We start from the raw sequence: 20,242 nt of genomic DNA, 5'->3' as shown, positions 1-20,242 counted from the left end.
ACAAAAAACGCCCCGAACGATCACTGTCCGGGGCGTTTTTCGTTCAACCGCTTCGCTTAGTGCCCAGCACTCTGCCCACCGTCCACATGCAGAATTTCCCCGGTCACAAACCCAGCCGATTCCAGGTACACAATCGCCTGCGCAATATCCCGCGCTTCACCCATGTGCCCCACCGGATGCAGGCTGCCCAACGCCGCATGCGTCTCTTCCCCATGCATCGGCGTTTTGATAATCCCTGGGCTCACCGCGTTCACGCGAATGCCGCGCTTGGCGTATTCAATCGCCAGCGATTTGGTCGCCGAGTTCAGCCCGCCTTTGGTCAGCGAGGCCAGCACCGACGGCACGCCATCAATCGCGTGGTCCACCAGGCTGGTGGTGATGTTGACGATGTGCCCGGCGCCCTGTTTCAGCATCTCGGTAATCGCCAGTTGGGTGATGTAGAAGAACCCGTTCAGGTTCACCGCCAACACGTTTACGTAGTCTTCGTGGGTGTAGCTGGTGAACGGTTTGGCGACGAAGATCCCGGCGTTGTTGATCAGGCTGTCGATGCGGCCAAAACGCGCTACGCCTTCGCGGATGACGCGCTCGGCGGTGGCCGGGTCGGCGATGTCGCCGGCCACGGTGAGGATGTCCGGATCCGTCGACGGTTTGATCGACCGGGAGGTGGCAACCACGCGGTAATCCAACTCGCGGTAAGCCTTCACTGCAGCAGCTCCCAGGCCTTGGGATGCACCGGTAATCACAACGACTTTTTTCGAATTGCTCATGATGAAACCTCTATATGGAAAATGGGATGGTTCAAGCAGCCGCGGCGGACATTTCCCGCAGCATCTGTTCGTAGTAACTGACGGATTGCGACCCGGAGACCAGCTGGCGGCCATTGAGGACCATGGCCGGTACGGAGTTGATGCCGTGCTCGCGGTAGAACGCTTCCAGCTCGCGCACTTCATTGGCGTAGGCGGTAGAGCCCAGCACCCGTCGTGCGCCTTCAATATCCAGCCCGGCTTCGGCGGCCAGACCCGCCAGGGTTTCGTGATCGCTGACGTTCTGGCCATCGCTGAAATACCCGCGCAACAGCGCCTTTTTCAGCTGGAGCTGGCGCCCTTGCTGCAACGCCCAGAACAGCAACCGATGGGCGTCGAAGGTGTTGTAGAAGTGGCTGCGTTTTTCCAGGTCGAAGGTGAAGCCGATGGCCGCACCCCGCTCCATCAACATCCTTTTGCCGCTGGCAACTTCTTCAGCGCTGCGCCCGTATTTGCGCATCATGTGGGCAACGGCGTTTTCGCCTTCGGCCGGCATGTCGGGGTTGAGTTCGAAGGGTTTGAAGGTCAGTTCAACCTTCACTTCGCCCGCAAGGTTGCCGATGGCTTGCTCCAGGGCGGTGGCGCCGAGGGCGCACCACGGGCACACCACGTCGGAGATGAAGTCGATGGTGACAGGCGTGCTCATGACGGATTTTCCGCGAGCTGTTTGCGGTACTGGGTGGTGGTGATGCCGGCGTAGCCCCAGTTATCGGTGTCGACTTCTTCGATGACGATGTGGGTCAGGTCGGGGCGTTTGTTGAGGACGCGTTCGAGGGTTTCGGTGATCTCGGCAATGACCTGGGCTTTCTGCTCCGAGGTAACGCCGTCGCGGGTGATACGTACGCTGACAAATGGCATGACAAGGCTCCAGTGACTTACCCATCGACATGGTGGGCAGGCAGTGAGGCCAATTTAAGAGGTTGCTTGAGGTGGATAAAGGTGGGTCGGAGTACTTCATTAGTGATGCTATGTAATCAATCGAGACGTCCGGCGCTGCGTTTTTTTTACTGCTCCCTGGAATAACCGCCCTCCCCGCGCGTCTTGCCTACAGGCTTAAGGCAGGCTGCAAACGCCTTGAGTGCTGGCCGATAACCCCTCACTTACGGACGTGCCCCACATGCTTAAATCCACATTCAAAACCCTGTTGCTGCCTACACTGATGGCCGCCGCGATGCTCACCGGCCAGGCCTATGCCGCCACCCCGGCGCTGTCGGACACCACCGTGGTGCTGGTGCACGGCGCCTTTGCCGATGGCTCCAGCTGGAACAAGGTGATTCCGTTGTTGCAGGCCAAAGGCTTGAAGGTGGTGGCGGTGCAAAACCCGCTGACGTCCCTGGCCGATGATGTGGCCGCCGCCCAGCGGGTGATTGATGCCCAGAGTGGGCGAGTGGTTCTGGTGGGCCATTCGTGGGCCGGCAGTGTGATCACACAGGGCGGCACCAGCGACAAGGTCAAGGCACTGGTTTATGTGGCCGCGTTCGCGCCGTCCGAGGGCCAGAGTTCTGCCGAGTCCGAGAAAGGCTACCCAACCCCGCCGGGTATCGAGACCATCAGTGCCGACGCTTCCGGCTACCTGTATTTGCCCGCCGCGTCCGTGGCGAAAAACTTCGCCCAGGACTTGCCTGCCGACCAGGCCAACCTGATTGCCGTGACCCAGGGGCCGATTCTGGGCAAGGCGTTCGACGATAAAATCACGGTCGCCGCCTGGAAAACCAAACCCAACTATTACATCGTCGCCGCCAAGGACCGCATGATCGACCCGGGCCTGGAGCAGGCCTACGCGAAGAAAATCAATGCCACCACCACCGTGGTGCAAACCAGCCATGTGCCGATGCTGTCGCAGCCGCAAAAGGTCGCAGATGTGATCATCGCAGCCGCCAGCAAGCGCTGATCGCAGGCATAAAAAAACCCCGAACCAGTCGGGGTTTTTTATCGCCTTGAATCAGGCGCGACGCCGAATCAATTAGAAAACGTTGATTGGGTAGTCGGCGAACAGGCGGATCTCGTTACCACCCACGTTGTAGTTGCTGGCGTTGTTGGAAACGCGCAACCACGACGCACGGGCACGCAGGCTCAGGTCTTTCGCCGGGCCGCTCTGTACTACGTATTTGAACTGGTTGAAGATTTCACGCTCGGTGCCACTGCCGCGGTTGGAACCGTCGTCAATGTTGGTGCCGCGCACGTAGGCGATGTTGTAGGTCAGGCCAGGCACGCCGAAGGCGCTGAAGTCCAGGCCGTAGCCTGCTTGCCAGGAGCGCTCGTCCTTGCCGTTGAAGTCAGACCAGTAGGAGTTGGCCAGCAGGATGGTGTTGCCACCGTCGCCGATCCCGCCTGCGTTGCGGTAGCCGCCGTACAGGTAACCGGTGTCACCGGTGCTGCGCTGGTGAGCCACGGTGAAGCTGTGCGGGCCAACGGCCCACGTGGCGCCCAGGCTCCAGATTTTGTTGTCGCGAGCGTCGGCGTCACCTTGGTTTTCCAGGGCGAAGCTACGGTCGAGCTTGGTCTTGTAGCCGTTGAAGTCGAAGGTCAACGATTGCTTCTCTGGCAGGGCCAGCACGTAGTTGACGTTGACGTATTGCTTCTTCAGCACGTCCTGCATGTTGGAAGCGTAGAGCGCTGCCGACAGGCTTTCGGTGAATTTGTAGCTACCGCCGATGTAGTCGATGCTTTTCAGCGCGCCACTGTCGGAACCCTCGGCGCTCTTGCGAGCTTCCTTGGTGAAGTGACCAGCGTCCAGTTGCAGGCCGGCGATTTCCTTGGAGACGATCGAGGTACCGGTATAGGTTTCGGACAACAGGCGGGAGTTGTCGTATTCCAGGACCGGCACGGCTGGCATCTGATCACCGTACTTGATCACGGTGTTGGAGATGCGTGCCTTGACGGCAGCGCCGCCCTTGGCCAGGTCGTTGGCCGCTTCGCCGCTGTCGCCTTGCTTGAAGAAGTCGATACCGCCAGCGCCGCTGCGACCTTTACCACCATCCAGGCGAATGGCGTATTGGCCGATCACGTCCACACCCACACCAACGGTGCCTTGGGTGAAACCGGATTCGAACTTGCCGATGAAGCCCTGGCCCCATTCGGCTTTGTCTTGCTTGCCGTTTTTGTAGTCGCGGCTGATGTACGCGTTGCGTGCCGCGATGTTCAGGTGGCTGTCTTCAACAAAACCCTTCGATTGGGATTGGTCGTCAGCCATTGCTTGCGTAGCGCTCAAAATCCCCAGAGCGATCAGCCCCATCCGTTGCTTCAACATTTTCTTATATTCCTTATTACTGGTTGAGTACGCGCTGTGACACCAGGCTCCGTGTTGCTTTTCTGGTGTCGACTTTCCCAGATAAAAAAAGGCCCGCGGACGACGTGAAATGCCGCGGGCCTTTTTTTATTGGGGAAGTCATGGCGGTTAGCCACAGGCGTTGGGGCGAATCCTATCCGCGCCCTTTACTGTGTGTCAATTTCGTGAATCTTCTGTATTTAGGCTAAAAAAGTCTAAGAAACATTAAATAGCCATCATCGCGCAAGGCTCTATCAAGCGCTTCTTGGATCTGCACACCCCTGCAGGCCACACATTGGTGCACTCGATTGGGTGGGTTGAATCGAAATTGCGACTCTTTGTCTCAGCCACTCAACGAAGGCTTCTGGCTTGCCCAACCAGGGGCTGATATCGAGCAATTGCAGTTGCCCATTCTGCTCCAGGGCCAGTGTGGGGAAGCCCTGGCCGCCGACTTTTGCCAGCCATTGGCGGCTGTCATTGATGTGCGCTTGAGTTGCTGCGCCAAGGATTTCACTGAAAGCGGCGGTGAAGGCTTGGGGATCCAAACCGATGGATTCGGCCAGGGTCAGCAGCACGTCCTTATCGGCAATTCGGCGACCTTCGACGTAGTGCGCCGTTTGCAAACGCGCCAATAATTCCAGCCCGCGACCGGCGATTTTTTCTGCGGCCAGCACGGCGCTGGTCGGCGGGGCTGAATCGAACACCGCACCGTGGTCCCGCAACAAACCTTCGAAATACGCTTCGCCAAACGGTTGCCCGGTGTACTCGGCGATGCGCCGGTCGTGGGGCATTACGTAGTCACGCAACTGCGGCGATACGGATTGGCGATTCGCGCCGGTCATCATGCCGCCGCCATGCAACTGGATCGATAACACGCTCCGGGCGGCGCTCAGCAGCGGCTCGGCGCCGTAACACCAGCCGCACAGCGGGTCGTAAATGTAGTGAAGTGTGGCTGCCGACATGACGGGCTCCGATGGATGTTGATGACCGGCAGATTAGTCTTACGCACAATTGGGAAAAACCCCGGATCGGCTTTCAGACTGTTTCGAGAATCGGTCGAATACCCTTGAAAAACATACGCCGTAACATTTTTCAGAAAGGTCCGCCTAGGAATAGATAACCTGCGCAAATAGTAAGCATTACCATTAACGCACTTTTATCCTGCCAACCTTTTTGGACACACCCCGATGCCTGCCCTTCGCCTGACGCCCATGACCCTTGGGCTCTCTGTTCTGCTGTCTGCCGGATTTACCTGCGCTGCCACTGTCCTGCCGGAAACCTCCGTGAGCGCCGAAGCTGACGAGGACGACCCGCGCGTCAAGGAAACCAGCACCGCCACCCGCACCGCCACACCCGTGCGTTATGTGCCCCAGGCCATCGACTCGGTAAAAACCGACAACCTGCGTTCCTACGGCACCAATGACCTGGGCCAGGCCTTGAGCGGTATACCCAACGTCAGCAGCGGCGCCGACACACGGTTCGACAGCCTGCGCATCCGCGGCTTTGACGCCAGCAACGATTTCTACCTGGACGGCGTTCGCGACGACAGCCAATACGTGCGCGACCTGCACAACATCGAACGCATCGAAGTACTCAAGGGCCCGGCAGCCGTGTTGTACGGCCGCGGCGGCCAGGGCGGCATCGTCAACCGTGTGAGCAAGCTGCCCCAGGCCGGTCGCGCCTCCAGCATCGAGGCCCAGGGCGGCAGCAATGATTTGCGCAGCCTGTACGCCGACCTCAGCACCGACCCCACCGACACCATCAGCCTGCGCCTGAACATGGGCAACCAGGACAACAACAGTTTCCGCGACGGCGTCAGCGGCAATCGCCAACTGTTTGCGCCGTCCATGAGCTGGCAACTGAGCCCCGACCTGAACTGGCTGGTGCAGTACGAATACAGCCGCTACAACCGCACGCCGGACCGGGGCATTCCCGGGGTCAATGGGCGGCCGGCGGATGTCAGCCGCGGCACCACTTATGGTGACAAGCGCGATTACATCGACGACACGTCCCAATCCCTGCGTTCGCGGCTTGCCTATGAGCTGAACGACAGTTGGCAACTGCGCCATACGTTGGGCGTGTTCACCCTAGACAGCGACTTCGATAACACTTACGCCGTCAGCTACGACCCAAAAACCGGCAAGGTCGGGCGCCAGCGCTGGCAGCAGGACTTGACCACCCGCAACATCCTCAACAACGTCGAACTGGAAGGCGGCTTCACCACCTTCGGCCTGGAGCATCGCTTGCTCACCGGAGTGGAATTGGGCAACCAGCGCCGTGACCCGAAACTCTATCGAGCGCCGCTCGCCGCTGTGCCGAGCGTGGATGTGTACAACCCCAACCCGGACCTGCGCCACTACGGTCGCCTGCCGGCATTCAGCAGCAGTCACACCGAAGCGCAAAGCCAGGGCGTGTATGTGCAGGACCAACTGCGCCTGAACGATCAATGGCAACTGCTCGCCGGTTTGCGCTATGACCGCTTTGATGTGGAGTCCACCAACAAACTGACCAACGCCTCGGAACAGGTCGTGAGCCACAGCACCAGCCCGCGCGTGGGCCTGGTCTGGACGCCGCTGGAACACCATTCGTTCTATGCCTCGTGGAGCAAGACGTTCTCGCCGACCGGCGGCGGCCTGATCGGCATCACGCCCAATGCCACGGGCAACGCCAACGACCTGAGCCCGGAGCTGACCAAACAGAAGGAAATCGGGGTCAAGAGCGACTGGCTCGACGACCGCCTGAGCACCACCCTGGCGGTGTATGAACTGGAGCTCTACAACCGCCGCACCCGCGACCCGCTGGACCCGACCATCACCCTGCTCAGCGGCGAGCAGCGTTCCCGTGGCGTGGAGTTGACCGCTACCGGCAAGATCATCGGCAACTGGTACGTGCGCGGTGGCGTCGGCCTGCAGGACGCCACGGTGGTGAAAGACAACAATGGCTTTGAAGGCAAGCGCATCAGCGACGTGGCCAAGCGCAACGCGAGCCTGTTCGTCACCTGGAAACCGGAGATGGGCTGGTACGCGGAAACCGGGCTGACGCTGGTGGGTGAGCGCTATGCGGATAACGCCAACACGGTATTGTTGCCGGGCTATGGGCGTTGGGACGCACTGGCCGGGTTTCGGCAGAAGGAATGGGATGTGCGGGCGGCGCTGAACAATATCAGCGACAAGACATACTACGCGTCAGCGACGAGTGCGGCGCAGATTCAGTTCGGCGACCCGCGCAGCCTGGTGGTGACCGGAACCTACAGTTTCTAACAGGCTTGCGTGGCGAGGGAGCTTGCTCCCGCTGGGGTGCGAAGCGCCCCCAAAATAGGCGACTGTGTTTTTTCAGATAGAACTCAATGATCTGTTTTGGGGCTGCTGCGCAGCCCAGCGAGAGCAAGCTCCCTCACCACAAGGTCCAGTGCAACATTGAAAACAACCGTCAGCCTTGCATCAATTCACACAACGCCTGCACCTCGTCCTCGCTGAACAGCCCCGCCGGGTACCGTTCGCTCATCAGCCGGCGCGGGTCGGGCGTCCTGATCTGCCGCGAACCGTTCGCCTTCAACCAGAGCGCCAGCGCGTGGATCGCGTCACCGTTCACCCGCAAAGGGTGGAACGTGCGCGTGTACATCAGGTTGATATCGGCATTCATTTCAGCGCTCTCTCCGACGGCATGAGCGGCTAACTTACTCAAGGTTTATGACAGAACCGCTTAGTCATACACCGTGCTGTGTGTCGCAACAGCGATACAAGAGCTATGCCAATGTGCCCGGTTTGTCGGCACTTGCACACAAAAAAGCCCGCGAACCTGACGGGCCGCGGGCTTGCTGTGAGCGCGCAAAACATGGCGCACTCGATTGCCGTTAAACCCGGCACCAGGCTGTTACAAGTGCACTCAGTTTTTGTGCGGCGCCGGCTGCTGTTGGGTCAGGCAGTGGATGTTACCGCCCCCCAGTAACAGTTCGCGGCCAGGCACCATCACCACTTCATGCTGCGGGAACAGGTTCTGCAGAATCTCCTTGGCGCGGCTGTCCAGCGGGTCGTCGAAGCTCGGCGCGATGATGCCACCGTTGACGATAAGGAAGTTGACGTAGGAACCGGCCAACCGCACGGTGGGATTGCGCTCCTGGGTGCCGTCTACCGGGTCCACGCCTGCGCATTCTTCCTCGGTGGCGTACAGCGGCCCCGGGATCGGCATTTTATGCACTGTGAACGAGCGGCCCTGGGCGTCGGTGCTGCTTTGCAGTACGTCCATGGCGGCATGGCAGCGCGCATAGTTCGGGTCTTGCGGGTCGTCGGTCCAGGCCAGCAACACTTCGCCCGGGCGTACGTAGCAGCAGAAGTTATCCACATGCCCATCGGTTTCGTCGTTGAACAGGCCATCCGGCAACCAGATGATCTTATCCACCGCCAGGTTGGCGCTGAGCACCGCTTCGATTTCCTCACGCTGCAGGTGCGGGTTGCGATTGCGGTTAAGCAGGCATTCTTCGGTGGTGATCAGGGTGCCTTCGCCGTCGACGTGGATCGAACCGCCTTCCAGCACAAACCCTTCGGTGCGATAACGCGGGCTGCGCTCGATCTCGAGGATCTTGCCGCCCACCTGGGAGTCGCGGTTCCACGGCGAGTACAAGCCACCATCAAAACCGCCCCAGGCGTTGAAGTCCCAGTTCACACCGCGCACTTCACCGCTGTTGTTGATCACGAAGGTCGGCCCGGTATCGCGGACCCAGGCGTCGTCGCTGGACATTTCCACCAGGCGAATATTCGGCACGTCCAGGCGCGCCCGGGCGTTTTCGTACTGGCCGGCCGAGACCGCCACGGTCACCGGTTCAAAACGTGCGATGGCCTTGGCCACCGCCACATGGGCGGCCTGCGCCGGCTTGCCGCCCAGGCGCCAGTTGTCCGGGCGCTCGGGCCAGATCATCCAGGTCTGGGTTTGTGGCGCCCATTCGGCAGGCATGTAGAAGCCGTCGGCGCGGGGGGTGCTGTGCAAAGTGGTCATGGCGATTCAGGACTCCAGGGAACCGTCGAGGGTTTTAAGCGCACCATACAGGTTCGGACGGCGGTCGCGGAACGAACCCCAGGCGCTGCGAATGTGTTCAAGTTCATCGAGATCGAAGCGGTGCACCAGGATGCCTTCTTCGGTTTCGTTGAGTTCTTCTACTTTCTCGCCGAACTGATTGGCAATGAAGGACGAGCCGTAGAAAGTGATGTCGTAGCCGTCTTGCTCCTCGTTACCGATGCGGTTGCTGGCGATCAGCGGCATCAGGTTGGCGCCGGCATGGCCTTGCTGTACCCGCTGCCAGTGGTCACGGGACGAAATTGTCTTGTCGTGGGGCTCGCTGCCGATGGCGGTCGGGTAGAACAGGATTTGCGCGCCTTGCATCGCCATGCTGCGGGCGGCTTCCGGGAACCACTGGTCCCAGCAGATGCCCACGCCGATCTTCGCGTAGCGGGTGTTCCACACCTTGAAGCCGGTGTCGCCGGGGTTGAAGTAATACTTTTCATGGTAGCCCGGGCCGTCCGGGATGTGGCTTTTCCGATAAATCCCGAGGTTGGAGCCGTCAGCGTCGATGATCGCAATGCTGTTGAAACGCGCGCGGCCGGCCAGTTCATAGAAACTGATGGGCAACACCACCTGCAGTTCCCGGGCGACCTTCTGGAAGTGCTTGATCGCGACGTTATCTTCAACCGTGGTCGCCAGTTGCAGGTAGTCCGGGTTCGGCTTCTGGCAGAAGTACGGGGCCTCGAACAGTTCCTGGATCAGGATGATCTGCGCGCCCTTGGCGGCGGCCTCAAGCACCAGCCTTTCAGCGGTTTCGAGATTGGCATCAAGGTCCCAGGAACAAGCCATCTGGGTCGCGGCAACGGTAACGATACGGCTCATGAATCATCTCCTCGGCGGCGGGCAAGTGGACGCCTTTATAGCGGATAAAAATCGGCTTTTGAAGCTAATAGATATCCGCTCATCGAAAAATGATCAAATTTTACCGATAACAATCGAGTTTATTGTTACAAGCCTTCCTCCAGAACCTTCGCCAGCATGTCGACGAAGAAATCCACACTGTGCCGTGAGGTGACCATCGGCGGCTTGATCTTGAGGATGTTCAGGTAGTCGCCGGTGGGCTGCATGAAGATCCCCAGCTCCCGCAGTCGGTCACACAGCAGCGCAGTCTCTTCGGTGGCCGGTTCCAGGGTCTGTCGATCGCGGACCAATTCCAGCCCCAGGTAAAACCCGGAACCATGCACCGCGCCCACCAATGGATACTGCTCGACCAGCGCCTCCAACCGCGCCTTGAAGTGTCCGCCCACCTCCTGGGCGTTTTCCCACAGCTTTTCTTCCTCCATCACATCCAGCACCGCCATGCCGATCCGGCAACTCACCGGACTGCCTCCCGATGAGGAGAAGAAGTAACCCTCGGCCTCCAGCGCCTCGGCGATTTCCCGGCGGGTGATCACCGCGCCCAACGGCTGGCCATTGCCCATGCCCTTGGCCATGGTGATGATGTCCGGCACCACGCCCTGCTCTTCAAAGCCCCAGAAGAAATGCCCCATGCGGCCGTAGCCCACCTGCACTTCGTCGGCGATGCACACGCCGCCCTGCTCACGAACCAGCGCGTACACCTGCTGCAAATAACCGGGCGGCAAGGAAATCCCGCCGGCATTGCCATACACCGGCTCGCAAATGAAACCCGCCAGCTGGCGATTCTGCGCGGCGATTTTCGCCAGGTTGTGTTCCACGCTGCGTACGTAGTCGGGGGCGCTGTCCTGCCCGCGAAACTCGCCGCGATAGGTATTCGGCGCGGTCACCGGGTGCACCCAGTCCGGGCGGCTGCTCAAGGCCTGGGGGTTGTCGGCAATCGAAGTCGACACCGCATCCGCCGCCACCGACCAGCCGTGGTACGCCTCCAGCACGCTGAGCATGTCGCGCCCGCCGCTGTAGGCCCAGGCCAGGCGAATCGCCAGGTCGTTGGCCTCGGTGCCGCTGTTGACCAGGAACACCCGGTCCATGGAGTCCGGCGCCAGCGCCAGCAAACGCTCGGAGAATTCGGCAATCGCCGCATAGTGGAAGCGCGAGTTGGTGTTGAGCAGCGACCATTGCCGCGCCGCCACCTCGGCCATGCGCGGATGACCGTGGCCGAGGACGGCGACGTTGTTGAGCATGTCGAGGTAGGAACGGCCCTGCATGTCGATCAAATGGTTGCGCCAGCCGCGCTCGATGCGCGGCGGGTCGACGTAATAGTGCTTCTGCGAGCGGGCGAAGCTGGCATCCCGACGCGCCAGCAGGGCTTCGGGGTCCAGCTCCGGCTCGGCGTCGCAGGCCAGTCCCAGCAAGGTGGCCGGGGATGGGCAGAGCGTTTGCCATGCCGCCGCCCGGGAAGGCGTGCAGAACAGCGGTGGCTCAAGCTCGGCGCGGCACAGTTGTACTGTCAGCGGCGCGACCACGTCGCCGATTACCTGGCCTTTGACCACTGCGGCGCCGTGCTTCAACAAGGCGTTCACGCCCCACAACCGAACACTCAACTGGGCGCTATGCAGGCTCAGCAGGCCTTCGGCGCCATAGCGCAAGGTGCCGGCGAACGGTGCTTCCACCGTGGCGCCCAAGGGCATGTGCAGTTCTACGTGAAGCGCGAAGGTGTCGGGCTCGACGGCACTGTCGGGTTGGGTGCGGGACAGACGGTATTGACCATAACGACTGGCTGCCAGGCCATGGACCACGGCCGCTTGTTCCAGCAATCGGCGATCAATGCCCTCCTGCTCCCAGTTACCGGCCTCGAAATGCGGGCTGAGCACGCCCAGATCGATCAACGCGAATTCACGCCCAACGAGCCCCGGCAACAAAGGCGCGAAGCCTTCACCGACAATCGGCGGCAATTCGGCACCGACGCAGTTCAGGATCGCCGCCTCCATCAATTCAAAGGGCACCGAGGTGGCTACGTGGAAAATTTCCCACTCATGCTCGGCATTCTTCAACAGGTAGGCGTTATCCGGGTCCAGGCGTTGCTGCTGTTCACTGCTCAGTACCAACACCGCGGCCCGCGCGACAATCAGCGGCCATAACACCTGCAACTCTTCGTGCTGCAACGGCGTTATCCGGTGGCACGCCTGGATCGCCGGCAGGATTGCGAACGGATCACCCTCGGCATGATGCAGCAGCGCCGCGCAGGTCACCGACAGGTCGGCAATGCGCCAGGTGCGCACCAGGTCGCCAAAATCGATCACGCCCTCAATCTGCCAATGCCGCTGGGCATCGCGCTGCCAGACCACGTTGTCATCGGTGATGTCCATGTGCACGGCTTGCCAGGGCAGGCGGTCGGCCAACGGCAGCAGACGCTGCCCTACCTGCTCCACCACGCGCTCCAGCCCGGCCCGATGCGGGAGGTTTTCGAGGGTCGACAGCAAATGAGTGATCAGCTCAAGGGCATGGCGTGGGTCCCATTGCAGGGTACGTTCCAGGCCCGGATGCTCGAAGTCGGCCAGCGCCTGGCTCATCCGCCCGCAGAGTTCGCCGAAGCCTGCGATCACCTCGCGCCCCAGATGGGGCAGATGGGTCAGCGGCTGGCCGTCGATGTAATCCAGCAACCGCAGGTGCACGGTTTGCCCGGCGACGGCCTCGGTCAGCAGTTCTTCGCCACCGAGCGACGAGATCACCTTGGGCACCCGTACATCCGAATGGCCCTGCAGATGCTTCAAAGCTGCGTGCTGGGCCTGCAACTCGACGGCGGCGTAGTCGCCCCGGCAGATTTTCAGCACAAAACGGCCACGCTCGCTGTCGATACGGTAGTTGAGGTCTTGCTGGCTGCCGAGGGACCGCAACGCCCCACCCAGGCCGTAATGCTGCTCAAGTAGCTGCGTCGCAGGCACAGGCCCGACTTGCGGGCATGGCAGGCTGGCGCGATGAATCAACGTGGCGAGCAACATGTGAAGACCCCTAGTGTTTTTATCAGGCGCCTATATCGCCATTGTTGAAGGGGGTTACGCAACCCCTGCAAATAAGGTGTTTCGGCACGCAAATTGCCATCGGGCCTTGCACCGTCTCGCGCCACAACTCAAGCTATGCTCCATTCGCTTAATGTCCGTCTAAGGAAAAGGGCTTCCGACATGCGCATTCTCATCACCGGCGGCGCCGGATTCATCGGTTCCGCTCTGATCCGGCACCTGATTCAACACACCGAGCACGAAGTGCTCAACCTGGACAAACTGACCTACGCAGGCAACCTCGAGTCGCTGACCAGCATCGCCAGCGATAGCCGTTATGAGTTCGTCCAGGCCGACATCATCGACCAGGCCACCGTCAGCGCCATACTGACGCGCTTTGAGCCCCACGCGATCATGCACCTGGCGGCCGAGTCCCATGTGGACCGTTCCATCGACGGCCCGTCGGATTTTATCCAGACCAATATCGTCGGCACCTACAGCTTGCTGGAGGCCGCACGCGGTTATTGGCAGAAGCTGGAAGAGCCGGCCAAGAGTGCCTTCCGCTTCCACCACATCTCCACCGATGAAGTGTATGGCGACCTGCACGGCGTCGATGACCTGTTCACCGAAACCACGCCCTACGCCCCAAGCTCGCCGTACTCGGCCAGCAAGGCCGCGTCCGATCACCTGGTACGCGCCTGGCAGCGCACTTACGGCCTGCCGGTGCTGTTGACCAACTGCTCGAACAACTACGGCCCGTTCCACTTCCCCGAGAAGCTGATCCCGCTGGTGATCCTCAACGCCCTGGCGGGCAAACCGTTGCCGGTGTACGGCGATGGCCTGCAAGTGCGCGACTGGCTGTTCGTCGAAGACCACGCCCGCGCGCTGTTCAAAGTGGTGACTGAAGGTGTGGTAGGCGAGACCTACAACATCGGCGGTCACAACGAGCAGAAGAATATCGATGTGGTGCGCAGCATCTGCGGCCTGCTGGAAGAGTTGGCGCCACAACGCCCGGCGGGCGTGGAGAAATTCACTGACCTGATCACCTTCGTCAAGGATCGCCCGGGCCACGACCAGCGCTACGCGATCGACGCCAGCAAGATCGAACGCGAGCTGGGCTGGGTGCCCGAAGAAACCTTTGAAACCGGCCTGCGCAAAACCGTGCAGTGGTACCTCGATAACCTGGAATGGTGCCGCAGGGTCCAGGACGGCAGTTATCAGGGTGAACGACTGGGCAACACTGACTTTAAGGATCTGATCGCATGATGAAGGGAATCGTATTGGCCGGTGGCTCCGGCACCCGTTTGCACCCCATTACACTGGGTGTTTCCAAGCAACTGCTGCCGGTGTATGACAAGCCGATGATCTACTACCCGATCTCGGTGCTGATGCTGGCCGGGATCAAGGAAATCCTCGTGATCTCAACCCCGGCAGACCTGCCGCAATACCGCAACCTGCTGGGCGATGGCAGCCAGTTTGGCGTGCGTTTTACCTACGCCGAACAACCGTCGCCGGACGGCCTGGCACAAGCGTTCTTGATTGGCGAAGAGTTCATCGGCGATGATCCGGTGTGCCTGATCCTGGGCGACAACATCTTCCACGGCCAGCATTTCGGCGACCAACTGCGCACTGCTGCAGAGCGCCCATCTGGTGCCACGGTGTTCGGTTACTGGGTGAAGGACCCGGAGCGTTTCGGCGTGATCGATTTCGACAGCGAAGGCCGCGCACTTTCCATTGAGGAAAAACCCGCCAAGCCAAAGTCGAGCTACGCGGTGACCGGCCTGTATTTCTACGACAACGACGTGATCAAGATCGCCAAGGCGGTCAAGCCATCGCCGCGCGGCGAATTGGAAATCACCGACGTCAACAACGCCTACCTCCAGCGCGGCGACCTGCACGTAGAACGCTTCGGCCGTGGCTTTGCCTGGCTGGACACCGGGACCCACGACAGCCTGCTGGAAGCCTCGACGTACGTTCAGACCATCGAACACCGCCAAGGCCTGAAAGTGGCGTGCCTGGAAGAAATCGCTTACGAGAACGGCTGGATCGACCGTGATCATTTACTGGAACGGGCCAAATATTTTGGCAAAACCGGCTATGGTCAGTACTTGTTCACTCTCGCTGGGGAAACTAAATGAATGTAACCGCCACTGAACTGCCCGGTGTATTGATCATCGAGCCGAAGGTTTTTGGCGATGAGCGCGGCTTTTTTTATGAAAGTTTCAACGCCCGGGCTTTCGCCCAGGCGACCGGTTTGCAACAAGAGTTTGTGCAGGACAACCATTCGCGCTCTCAAAAGGGTGTGCTGCGTGGCCTGCATTACCAAGTGGAACACGCTCAAGGCAAGCTGGTGCGTGTAACCGCCGGTGAAGTGCTGGACGTGGCGGTGGATATCCGTCGCGGCTCACCACTTTTCGGCAAATGGGCCAGCGTGCATTTATCCGCGGAGAATAATCGCCAGCTGTGGATTCCACCGGGATTTGCACATGGTTTTGTGGTGCTCAGCGACTACGCCGAGTTCCTCTACAAAACCACGGATTACTACACGCCCTCGGCAGAACGCTGCATTCGCTGGGACGATCCGGACCTCAACATCAACTGGCAACTGACCGGCACGCCAACCTTGTCCGCCAAGGACCAGAACGGTAAAAGCCTGAAAGAAGCCGACCTGTTCCCATGAACAGCCCGTTGAAAATCCTCATCAGCGGCCAACACGGCCAGGTCTCCCGGGAGCTGCAACAGCGCCTCCAGGGCCTGGGCGAGTTGGTCGTGTTGGGCCGCGACCAGCTTGACCTGACCCGTCCCGAGCAGGTCCGCGACCAAGTACGCGCCCATCGCCCGGGCCTGATCATCAACGCAGCCGCCCATACGGCCGTCGATCAAGCCGAGAGCGAGCCGGACGTGGCCTTCGCCATCAACGCCACCGCGCCCGGGATTTTCGCCGAGGAAGCCAAGGCACTGGGCATTCCGCTGATTCACTATTCCACCGACTACGTGTTCGACGGCAGCAAGGCCGCCCCCTACAACGAGGACGACGCAACCAACCCGCTGGGCGTCTATGGCGCAAGCAAGCTGGCGGGCGAACAGGCGATCGCGGCCGTCGGCGGTGAACACCTGATCCTGCGCACCAGCTGGGTCTACTCGACCCACGGCAAGAACTTCCTGCTGACCATGCAACGCCTGCTGCAGGAAAAACCGCTGATGCGCATCGTCGCCGACCAGATCGGCGCGCCAACCTGGGCCGGGACCATCGCCAACAGCACCCGCGCACTGATCGAGCGCTGGCAGGCGGGCCAGGCCGGGGACTGGGGTGTCTACCACCTGACGGCCCAGGGCGAGACCTCGTGGTTCGGCTTTGCCCAGGCCATCGGCGAGCAACTACGGGCCAACGGTCGTGCCTGCGCCGAGCTGGAAGCGATTCCCTCCAGCGCCTATCCAACGCCGGCCAGGCGCCCGCTGAACTCGCGCCTCGATTGCAGCCGCCTGCAACAGCAATGGCATGTCTCGCAACCGCAGTGGCATGACGCATTGCGCGAGTGTCTTGCCGAGCAGCACTAGGCATAATGCGCCTGTACCCACAGGCGCATGACTCCCATGACTCCACCCCTTCCGCGAAGACCCCGCTGGCGCAGCCTGGCATTGCTGGCGCTATGCCTGGCACCGCTGTTGTGGCCGCTGGAGCACTTGGCCGAGCGTTATTACCGCAACGAACTGGCCGGTCAGAACCGCCAGACGCTGGACCTGTACGTCGCCAACCTGCTGGGCACCCTGCACCGCTACGAAGTGTTGCCACAAATCCTCGGTGACCTGCCGGCCCTGCGCACCGCCATCGACGCGCCTCACGTCAGCACCAACCTGGTCAATGCCAACCATCTGCTCAAGGACGTTGCCGCCCAGGCCGGGGTGGAAGTGATGTACCTGATGGACACCACCGGCAAGACCCTCGCCGCGTCCAACTGGGACAAGCAGGACAGCTTCGTCGGGCGTAATTTTTCCTTTCGCCCCTACTTCAGCGAAGCCATGGCCGGGCGCCTCGGGCGCTTCTTCGGCCTGGGCACCACCTCGGCCAAACGCGGTTACTTCTTCGCCGCCGCTGTGCGAGATGGTGACAAGATCATCGGTGTGCTGGTGGTAAAGGTCGACCTGGACCACACCGAAAGCCTGTGGGGCAACACCCCCGAACAACTGCTGGTCACCGACCACAACGGCGTGGTGATCCTGACCTCGCGCCCGCAATGGCGCTTCCGTGCCACCCGGCCGCTGACGGATGAAGAACGCCGCGCCATCATCGCCATCCAGCCCTATCCGACCCGCGACCCGCAGCCGCTGAGCCTCAGCCCGACGGCGTGGGTGCGCCAATCCACCGACATCGCCGAAACCGGCTGGAAAGTCGAGATTCTCGCGCCGCGCACCTTGATCAGCCGCCCGGTGCGCACCGTGGTCGCGGTGGGTGGCGCCGCCTTGCTGGTGCTGATGCTGTTGCTCGGCCTGATGATGCAGCGCCGTCGTCACTACCTGGAACGCATCGCCTTCGAAGCCAAGGCCCGTCGCGAACTGGAGATGCGCGTGATCGAGCGGACCAGCGACCTGGAAGGCCTCAACCGGCGCCTGAAACAGGAAGTGCTGGAACGCGAACATGCCCAGCAGGAATTGGTGCGGGCTCAGGATGACCTGGTGCAGGCCGGCAAGTTGTCGGCGCTGGGCACCATGTCGGCGAGTATCAGCCATGAACTCAACCAGCCGTTGGCGGCGATTCGCAGCTACGCGGAAAACGCCGGGATTTTGCTCGACCATGAGCGCACCGACGACGCCCGTGGCAACCTCAAGCTGATCAGCGAGTTGACCGGGCGCATGGCTTCGATCATCGCCCACTTGCGCGCCTTCGCCCGGCGCGACCGGCATGCGCCGGAAAGCGTGGCCCTGCAACCGGCCCTGGACGATGCCCTGGCGCTGCTGGCCAAGCGGCGGCGGGCAATGGAAGTGGAACTGATCCGCGACCTGCCCGAGGCCACCTTGTGGGTGGCGGCCGGCGAAACCCGCCTGCGCCAGGTGCTGGGCAACCTGTTGGCCAACGCTCTGGACGCCCTGACCGAAAAAGGCCCGCCGCGCAAACTCTGGCTGAGTGCCCAAACCACCGAACAGGGCGTCAACCTGTACATTCGCGACAACGGCCCGGGTTTCTGCATGGAAGCCCTGGGCCGCGCCAGCGAGCCCTTCTACACCACCAAGACCCGCACCCAGGGCCTGGGGTTGGGCCTGGCGATCTGCGACACCCTGATGCGCGCCTTTGGCGGTGAACTGTTGTTCGCCAACCACAAGGAAGGCGGCGCACTGTTAACCTTGAAACTGCGCGCCGGAGCACCGGGTGTCAGTCTGCAACCGTCCGAGGACCGCAGTGTATGAGTATCGATAACCAGATTCAGGTGGTGTTGATCGACGATGATCCACACCTGCGTCAGGCCCTGTGCCAGACCCTGGACCTGGCCGGGCTGAAAGTCCTGACCCTCGGCGAAGCCCAGGGCCTGACCGCGCGCCTGTCCCGGGATTGGCCGGGGGTTGTGGTGAGCGACATCCGCATGCCCGGCATGGACGGCCTGGAACTGTTAAAGGAACTCCACGCCCAGGACCCGGAGCTGCCGGTACTGCTGATCACCGGCCACGGCGACGTGCCACTGGCGGTGCAGGCGATGCGCACCGGCGCCTATGACTTCCTGGAAAAACCCTTCGCCAGCGACGCCCTGCTCGACAGCGTGCGCCGCGCCCTGGCCCTGCGCCGTCTGGTGCTGGACAACCGCAGCCTGCGCCTGGCCCTGAGCGACCGTCAGCAATTGAGTACACGCCTGGTGGGCCACTCCCCGCAAATGCTGCGCCTGCGCGAGCAGATTGGCGCGCTGGCGGCGACCAAGGCTGATGTGCTGATCCTCGGTGAAACCGGTGCCGGCAAGGAAGTGGTAGCGCGTGCGCTGCACGATCTGTCGAACCGCCGCAGCGGCCCGTTTGTGGCGATCAACGCCGGCGCCCTGGCCGAGTCGGTGGTGGAAAGCGAGTTGTTCGGGCATGAGCCCGGTGCCTTTACCGGCGCCCAGAAGCGGCGCATCGGCAAATTCGAATTCGCCAACGGCGGCACGCTGTTTCTCGACGAAATCGAAAGCATGAGCCTGGATGTGCAGGTCAAGCTGCTGCGGCTGTTGCAGGAGCGTGTAGTGGAGCGTCTGGGGGGCAACCAACTGATCCCGCTGGATATCCGCATCATAGCCGCCACCAAGGAAGACCTGCGCCAGTCCGCCGACCAGGGGCGCTTCCGGGCGGACTTGTATTACCGCCTCAACGTTGCGCCGCTGCGCATTCCACCGCTGCGCGAACGGGGTGAGGATGCGTTGATGCTGTTCCAGCACTTTGCCGACGAAGCCAGCACGCGCCACGGGCTACCGATGAAAGAGCTGCAACCGGGCCAGCGCGCGCTGTTGTTGCGTCACAGCTGGCCGGGCAATGTCCGCGAGCTGCAAAACGCCGCCGAGCGTTTCGCCCTGGGCCTTGAACTGGCGCTGGACAGCACCCCGGACAGCCCCTCGCCGGGGATCCTCACCAGCACGCCCGGCGGCTTGAGCGAACAGGTCGAACAGTTTGAAAAAAGCCTGATCGCCGCCGAACTGGCGCGCACCCACAATTCCATGCGCAGCCTCGCCGAGGCATTGGGCGTGCCGCGTAAAACCCTGCACGACAAACTGCGCAAGCACGGGCTGAACTTCGCCGACAGCGGCAACAGTCACGCCGACGACGAATGACCCTTTTCCCCCTGCCACGAGGCCACCATGAGTCGCGATAGCCGTTACCTGGAATCGATCCTTCACCACGACATTCCCCTGACCCGGGAAATGGGCCTCAAGGTTATCGACTGGCAGAACCGGCAGCTGCAACTGCGCTTGCCGCTCGACGCCAACATCAACCACAAGAGCACCATGTTTGGCGGCAGCCTGTATTGCGGCGCCGTGCTGGCAGGTTGGGGCTGGCTGCATTTGCAGTTGCGTGAGGAAGGGATTGAAGACGGGCATATCGTGATTCAGGAAGGGCAGATCAGTTATCCGCTGCCGGTGACCACCGATGCGACGGCGATTTGCCAGGCACCTGATGACAAGGTGTGGAAGCGATTCGTCGCCACCTACAAGCGTTATGGCCGGGCGCGCTTGGCGCTGGAGACGTGGATCGTCAACGAGGGCAGTGAAGAGCGGGCCGTGGCCTTTACCGGGCAGTACGTCCTGCAC

Annotated in this window: 18 protein-coding genes; 9 read left to right on the top strand and 9 right to left on the bottom strand. The window is 61.5% G+C overall.

Translation table 11 applies throughout. The features are described from left to right. Positions 1–56: 56 nt before the first annotated feature. Genes JV201_RS01380 through JV201_RS01370 form a run of 3 tightly spaced genes read right to left on the bottom strand, consistent with a single transcriptional unit; the run spans position 57 to position 1,661 of the window. Positions 57–767, bottom strand: coding sequence for an SDR family NAD(P)-dependent oxidoreductase (locus tag JV201_RS01380; RefSeq protein WP_003218108.1), 711 nt, complete (start codon positions 765–767; stop codon positions 57–59). Between the two features lie 31 nt (positions 768–798). After that, entirely contained in the window at positions 799–1,449 is a 651-nt protein-coding gene (locus tag JV201_RS01375) for a DsbA family oxidoreductase (RefSeq protein WP_219406408.1), read from the bottom strand. Beyond that, on the bottom strand, positions 1,446–1,661 hold the full coding sequence (locus JV201_RS01370) for a 4-oxalocrotonate tautomerase family protein (protein ID WP_003218111.1): 216 nt from the start codon (positions 1,659–1,661) through the stop codon (positions 1,446–1,448). The genes JV201_RS01375 and JV201_RS01370 overlap by 4 nt, the downstream gene beginning before the upstream one ends. Positions 1,662–1,920: 259 nt before the next feature. On the opposite strand from JV201_RS01370, the gene JV201_RS01365 reads away from it, so the two are divergent. Further along, positions 1,921–2,694, top strand: coding sequence for an alpha/beta fold hydrolase (locus JV201_RS01365; protein ID WP_177028481.1), 774 nt, complete (start codon positions 1,921–1,923; stop codon positions 2,692–2,694). A gap of 72 nt (positions 2,695–2,766) precedes the next feature. Here the strand turns inward: JV201_RS01365 and JV201_RS01360 are convergent, their stop codons facing one another. Beyond that, entirely contained in the window at positions 2,767–4,053 is a 1,287-nt protein-coding gene (locus JV201_RS01360; protein WP_003218115.1) for an OprD family porin, read from the bottom strand. A gap of 272 nt (positions 4,054–4,325) precedes the next feature. Next, the gene (locus JV201_RS01355; RefSeq protein ID WP_219406407.1) at positions 4,326–5,033 is read right to left on the bottom strand and encodes a DsbA family protein; all 708 of its coding nucleotides are present in this window, start codon (positions 5,031–5,033) and stop codon (positions 4,326–4,328) included. A 225-nt stretch (positions 5,034–5,258) separates the two neighbouring features. On the opposite strand from JV201_RS01355, the gene JV201_RS01350 reads away from it, so the two are divergent. After that, on the top strand, positions 5,259–7,331 hold the full coding sequence (locus tag JV201_RS01350; protein ID WP_219406406.1) for a TonB-dependent siderophore receptor: 2,073 nt from the start codon (positions 5,259–5,261) through the stop codon (positions 7,329–7,331). 169 nt (positions 7,332–7,500) lie between these two features. Here JV201_RS01350 and JV201_RS01345 read toward each other — a convergent pair whose 3' ends face one another. The 4 genes from JV201_RS01345 to JV201_RS01330 all read right to left on the bottom strand — a co-directional run bounded on the left by JV201_RS01345 (position 7,501) and on the right by JV201_RS01330 (position 12,983). After that, on the bottom strand, positions 7,501–7,713 hold the full coding sequence (locus JV201_RS01345; protein WP_177067108.1) for a hypothetical protein: 213 nt from the start codon (positions 7,711–7,713) through the stop codon (positions 7,501–7,503). Between the two features lie 243 nt (positions 7,714–7,956). After that, on the bottom strand, positions 7,957–9,063 hold the full coding sequence (gene aguA, locus JV201_RS01340; RefSeq protein ID WP_102367900.1) for an agmatine deiminase: 1,107 nt from the start codon (positions 9,061–9,063) through the stop codon (positions 7,957–7,959). Between the two features lie 6 nt (positions 9,064–9,069). Next, positions 9,070–9,948 (bottom strand): N-carbamoylputrescine amidase, encoded by an 879-nt coding sequence (aguB, locus tag JV201_RS01335; RefSeq protein WP_219406405.1) that lies wholly within the window; start codon positions 9,946–9,948, stop codon positions 9,070–9,072. A 125-nt stretch (positions 9,949–10,073) separates the two neighbouring features. Beyond that, positions 10,074–12,983 carry an aminotransferase gene (locus tag JV201_RS01330; protein ID WP_219406404.1) on the bottom strand — a complete coding sequence of 970 codons (2,910 nt, stop codon included), beginning with the start codon at positions 12,981–12,983 and terminating at the stop codon, positions 10,074–10,076. Positions 12,984–13,163: 180 nt separating this feature from the next. Here JV201_RS01330 and rfbB point away from each other — a divergent pair, with 180 nt between their 5' ends. The 7 genes from rfbB to JV201_RS01295 all read left to right on the top strand — a co-directional run. Then, entirely contained in the window at positions 13,164–14,246 is a 1,083-nt protein-coding gene (gene rfbB / locus JV201_RS01325) for a dTDP-glucose 4,6-dehydratase (RefSeq protein ID WP_003213232.1), read from the top strand. Further along, a complete protein-coding gene (rfbA, locus tag JV201_RS01320) occupies positions 14,243–15,118 on the top strand; it encodes a glucose-1-phosphate thymidylyltransferase RfbA (RefSeq protein WP_003213231.1) in 876 nt (291 codons plus the stop codon). Before rfbB ends, rfbA begins: the two co-directional genes overlap by 4 nt. Next, positions 15,115–15,660, top strand: coding sequence for a dTDP-4-dehydrorhamnose 3,5-epimerase (gene rfbC, locus JV201_RS01315; RefSeq protein ID WP_003213229.1), 546 nt, complete (start codon positions 15,115–15,117; stop codon positions 15,658–15,660). Before rfbA ends, rfbC begins: the two co-directional genes overlap by 4 nt. Then, positions 15,657–16,538: a dTDP-4-dehydrorhamnose reductase gene (gene rfbD, locus JV201_RS01310; protein ID WP_219406403.1), complete on the top strand. Its 882-nt coding sequence runs from the start codon at positions 15,657–15,659 to the stop codon at positions 16,536–16,538. Before rfbC ends, rfbD begins: the two co-directional genes overlap by 4 nt. A 36-nt stretch (positions 16,539–16,574) precedes the next feature. Continuing rightward, positions 16,575–18,383 carry an ATP-binding protein gene (locus tag JV201_RS01305; RefSeq protein WP_023659335.1) on the top strand — a complete coding sequence of 603 codons (1,809 nt, stop codon included), beginning with the start codon at positions 16,575–16,577 and terminating at the stop codon, positions 18,381–18,383. Then, the gene (locus JV201_RS01300) at positions 18,380–19,765 is read left to right on the top strand and encodes a sigma-54 dependent transcriptional regulator (RefSeq protein WP_003213224.1); all 1,386 of its coding nucleotides are present in this window, start codon (positions 18,380–18,382) and stop codon (positions 19,763–19,765) included. The genes JV201_RS01305 and JV201_RS01300 overlap by 4 nt, the downstream gene beginning before the upstream one ends. A gap of 27 nt (positions 19,766–19,792) precedes the next feature. After that, positions 19,793–20,242, top strand: a 450-nt coding sequence (locus tag JV201_RS01295) for a thioesterase domain-containing protein (RefSeq protein ID WP_219406402.1), incomplete at its 3' end; no start/stop codon positions are given.

It is taken from the genome of Pseudomonas sp. Colony2, from assembly GCF_019382755.1.
GTDB lineage: Bacteria > Pseudomonadota > Gammaproteobacteria > Pseudomonadales > Pseudomonadaceae > Aquipseudomonas.
The sequence above is the reverse complement of the archived record's forward strand: the minus strand, read 5'-3'. Positions and strand labels throughout refer to the sequence as shown.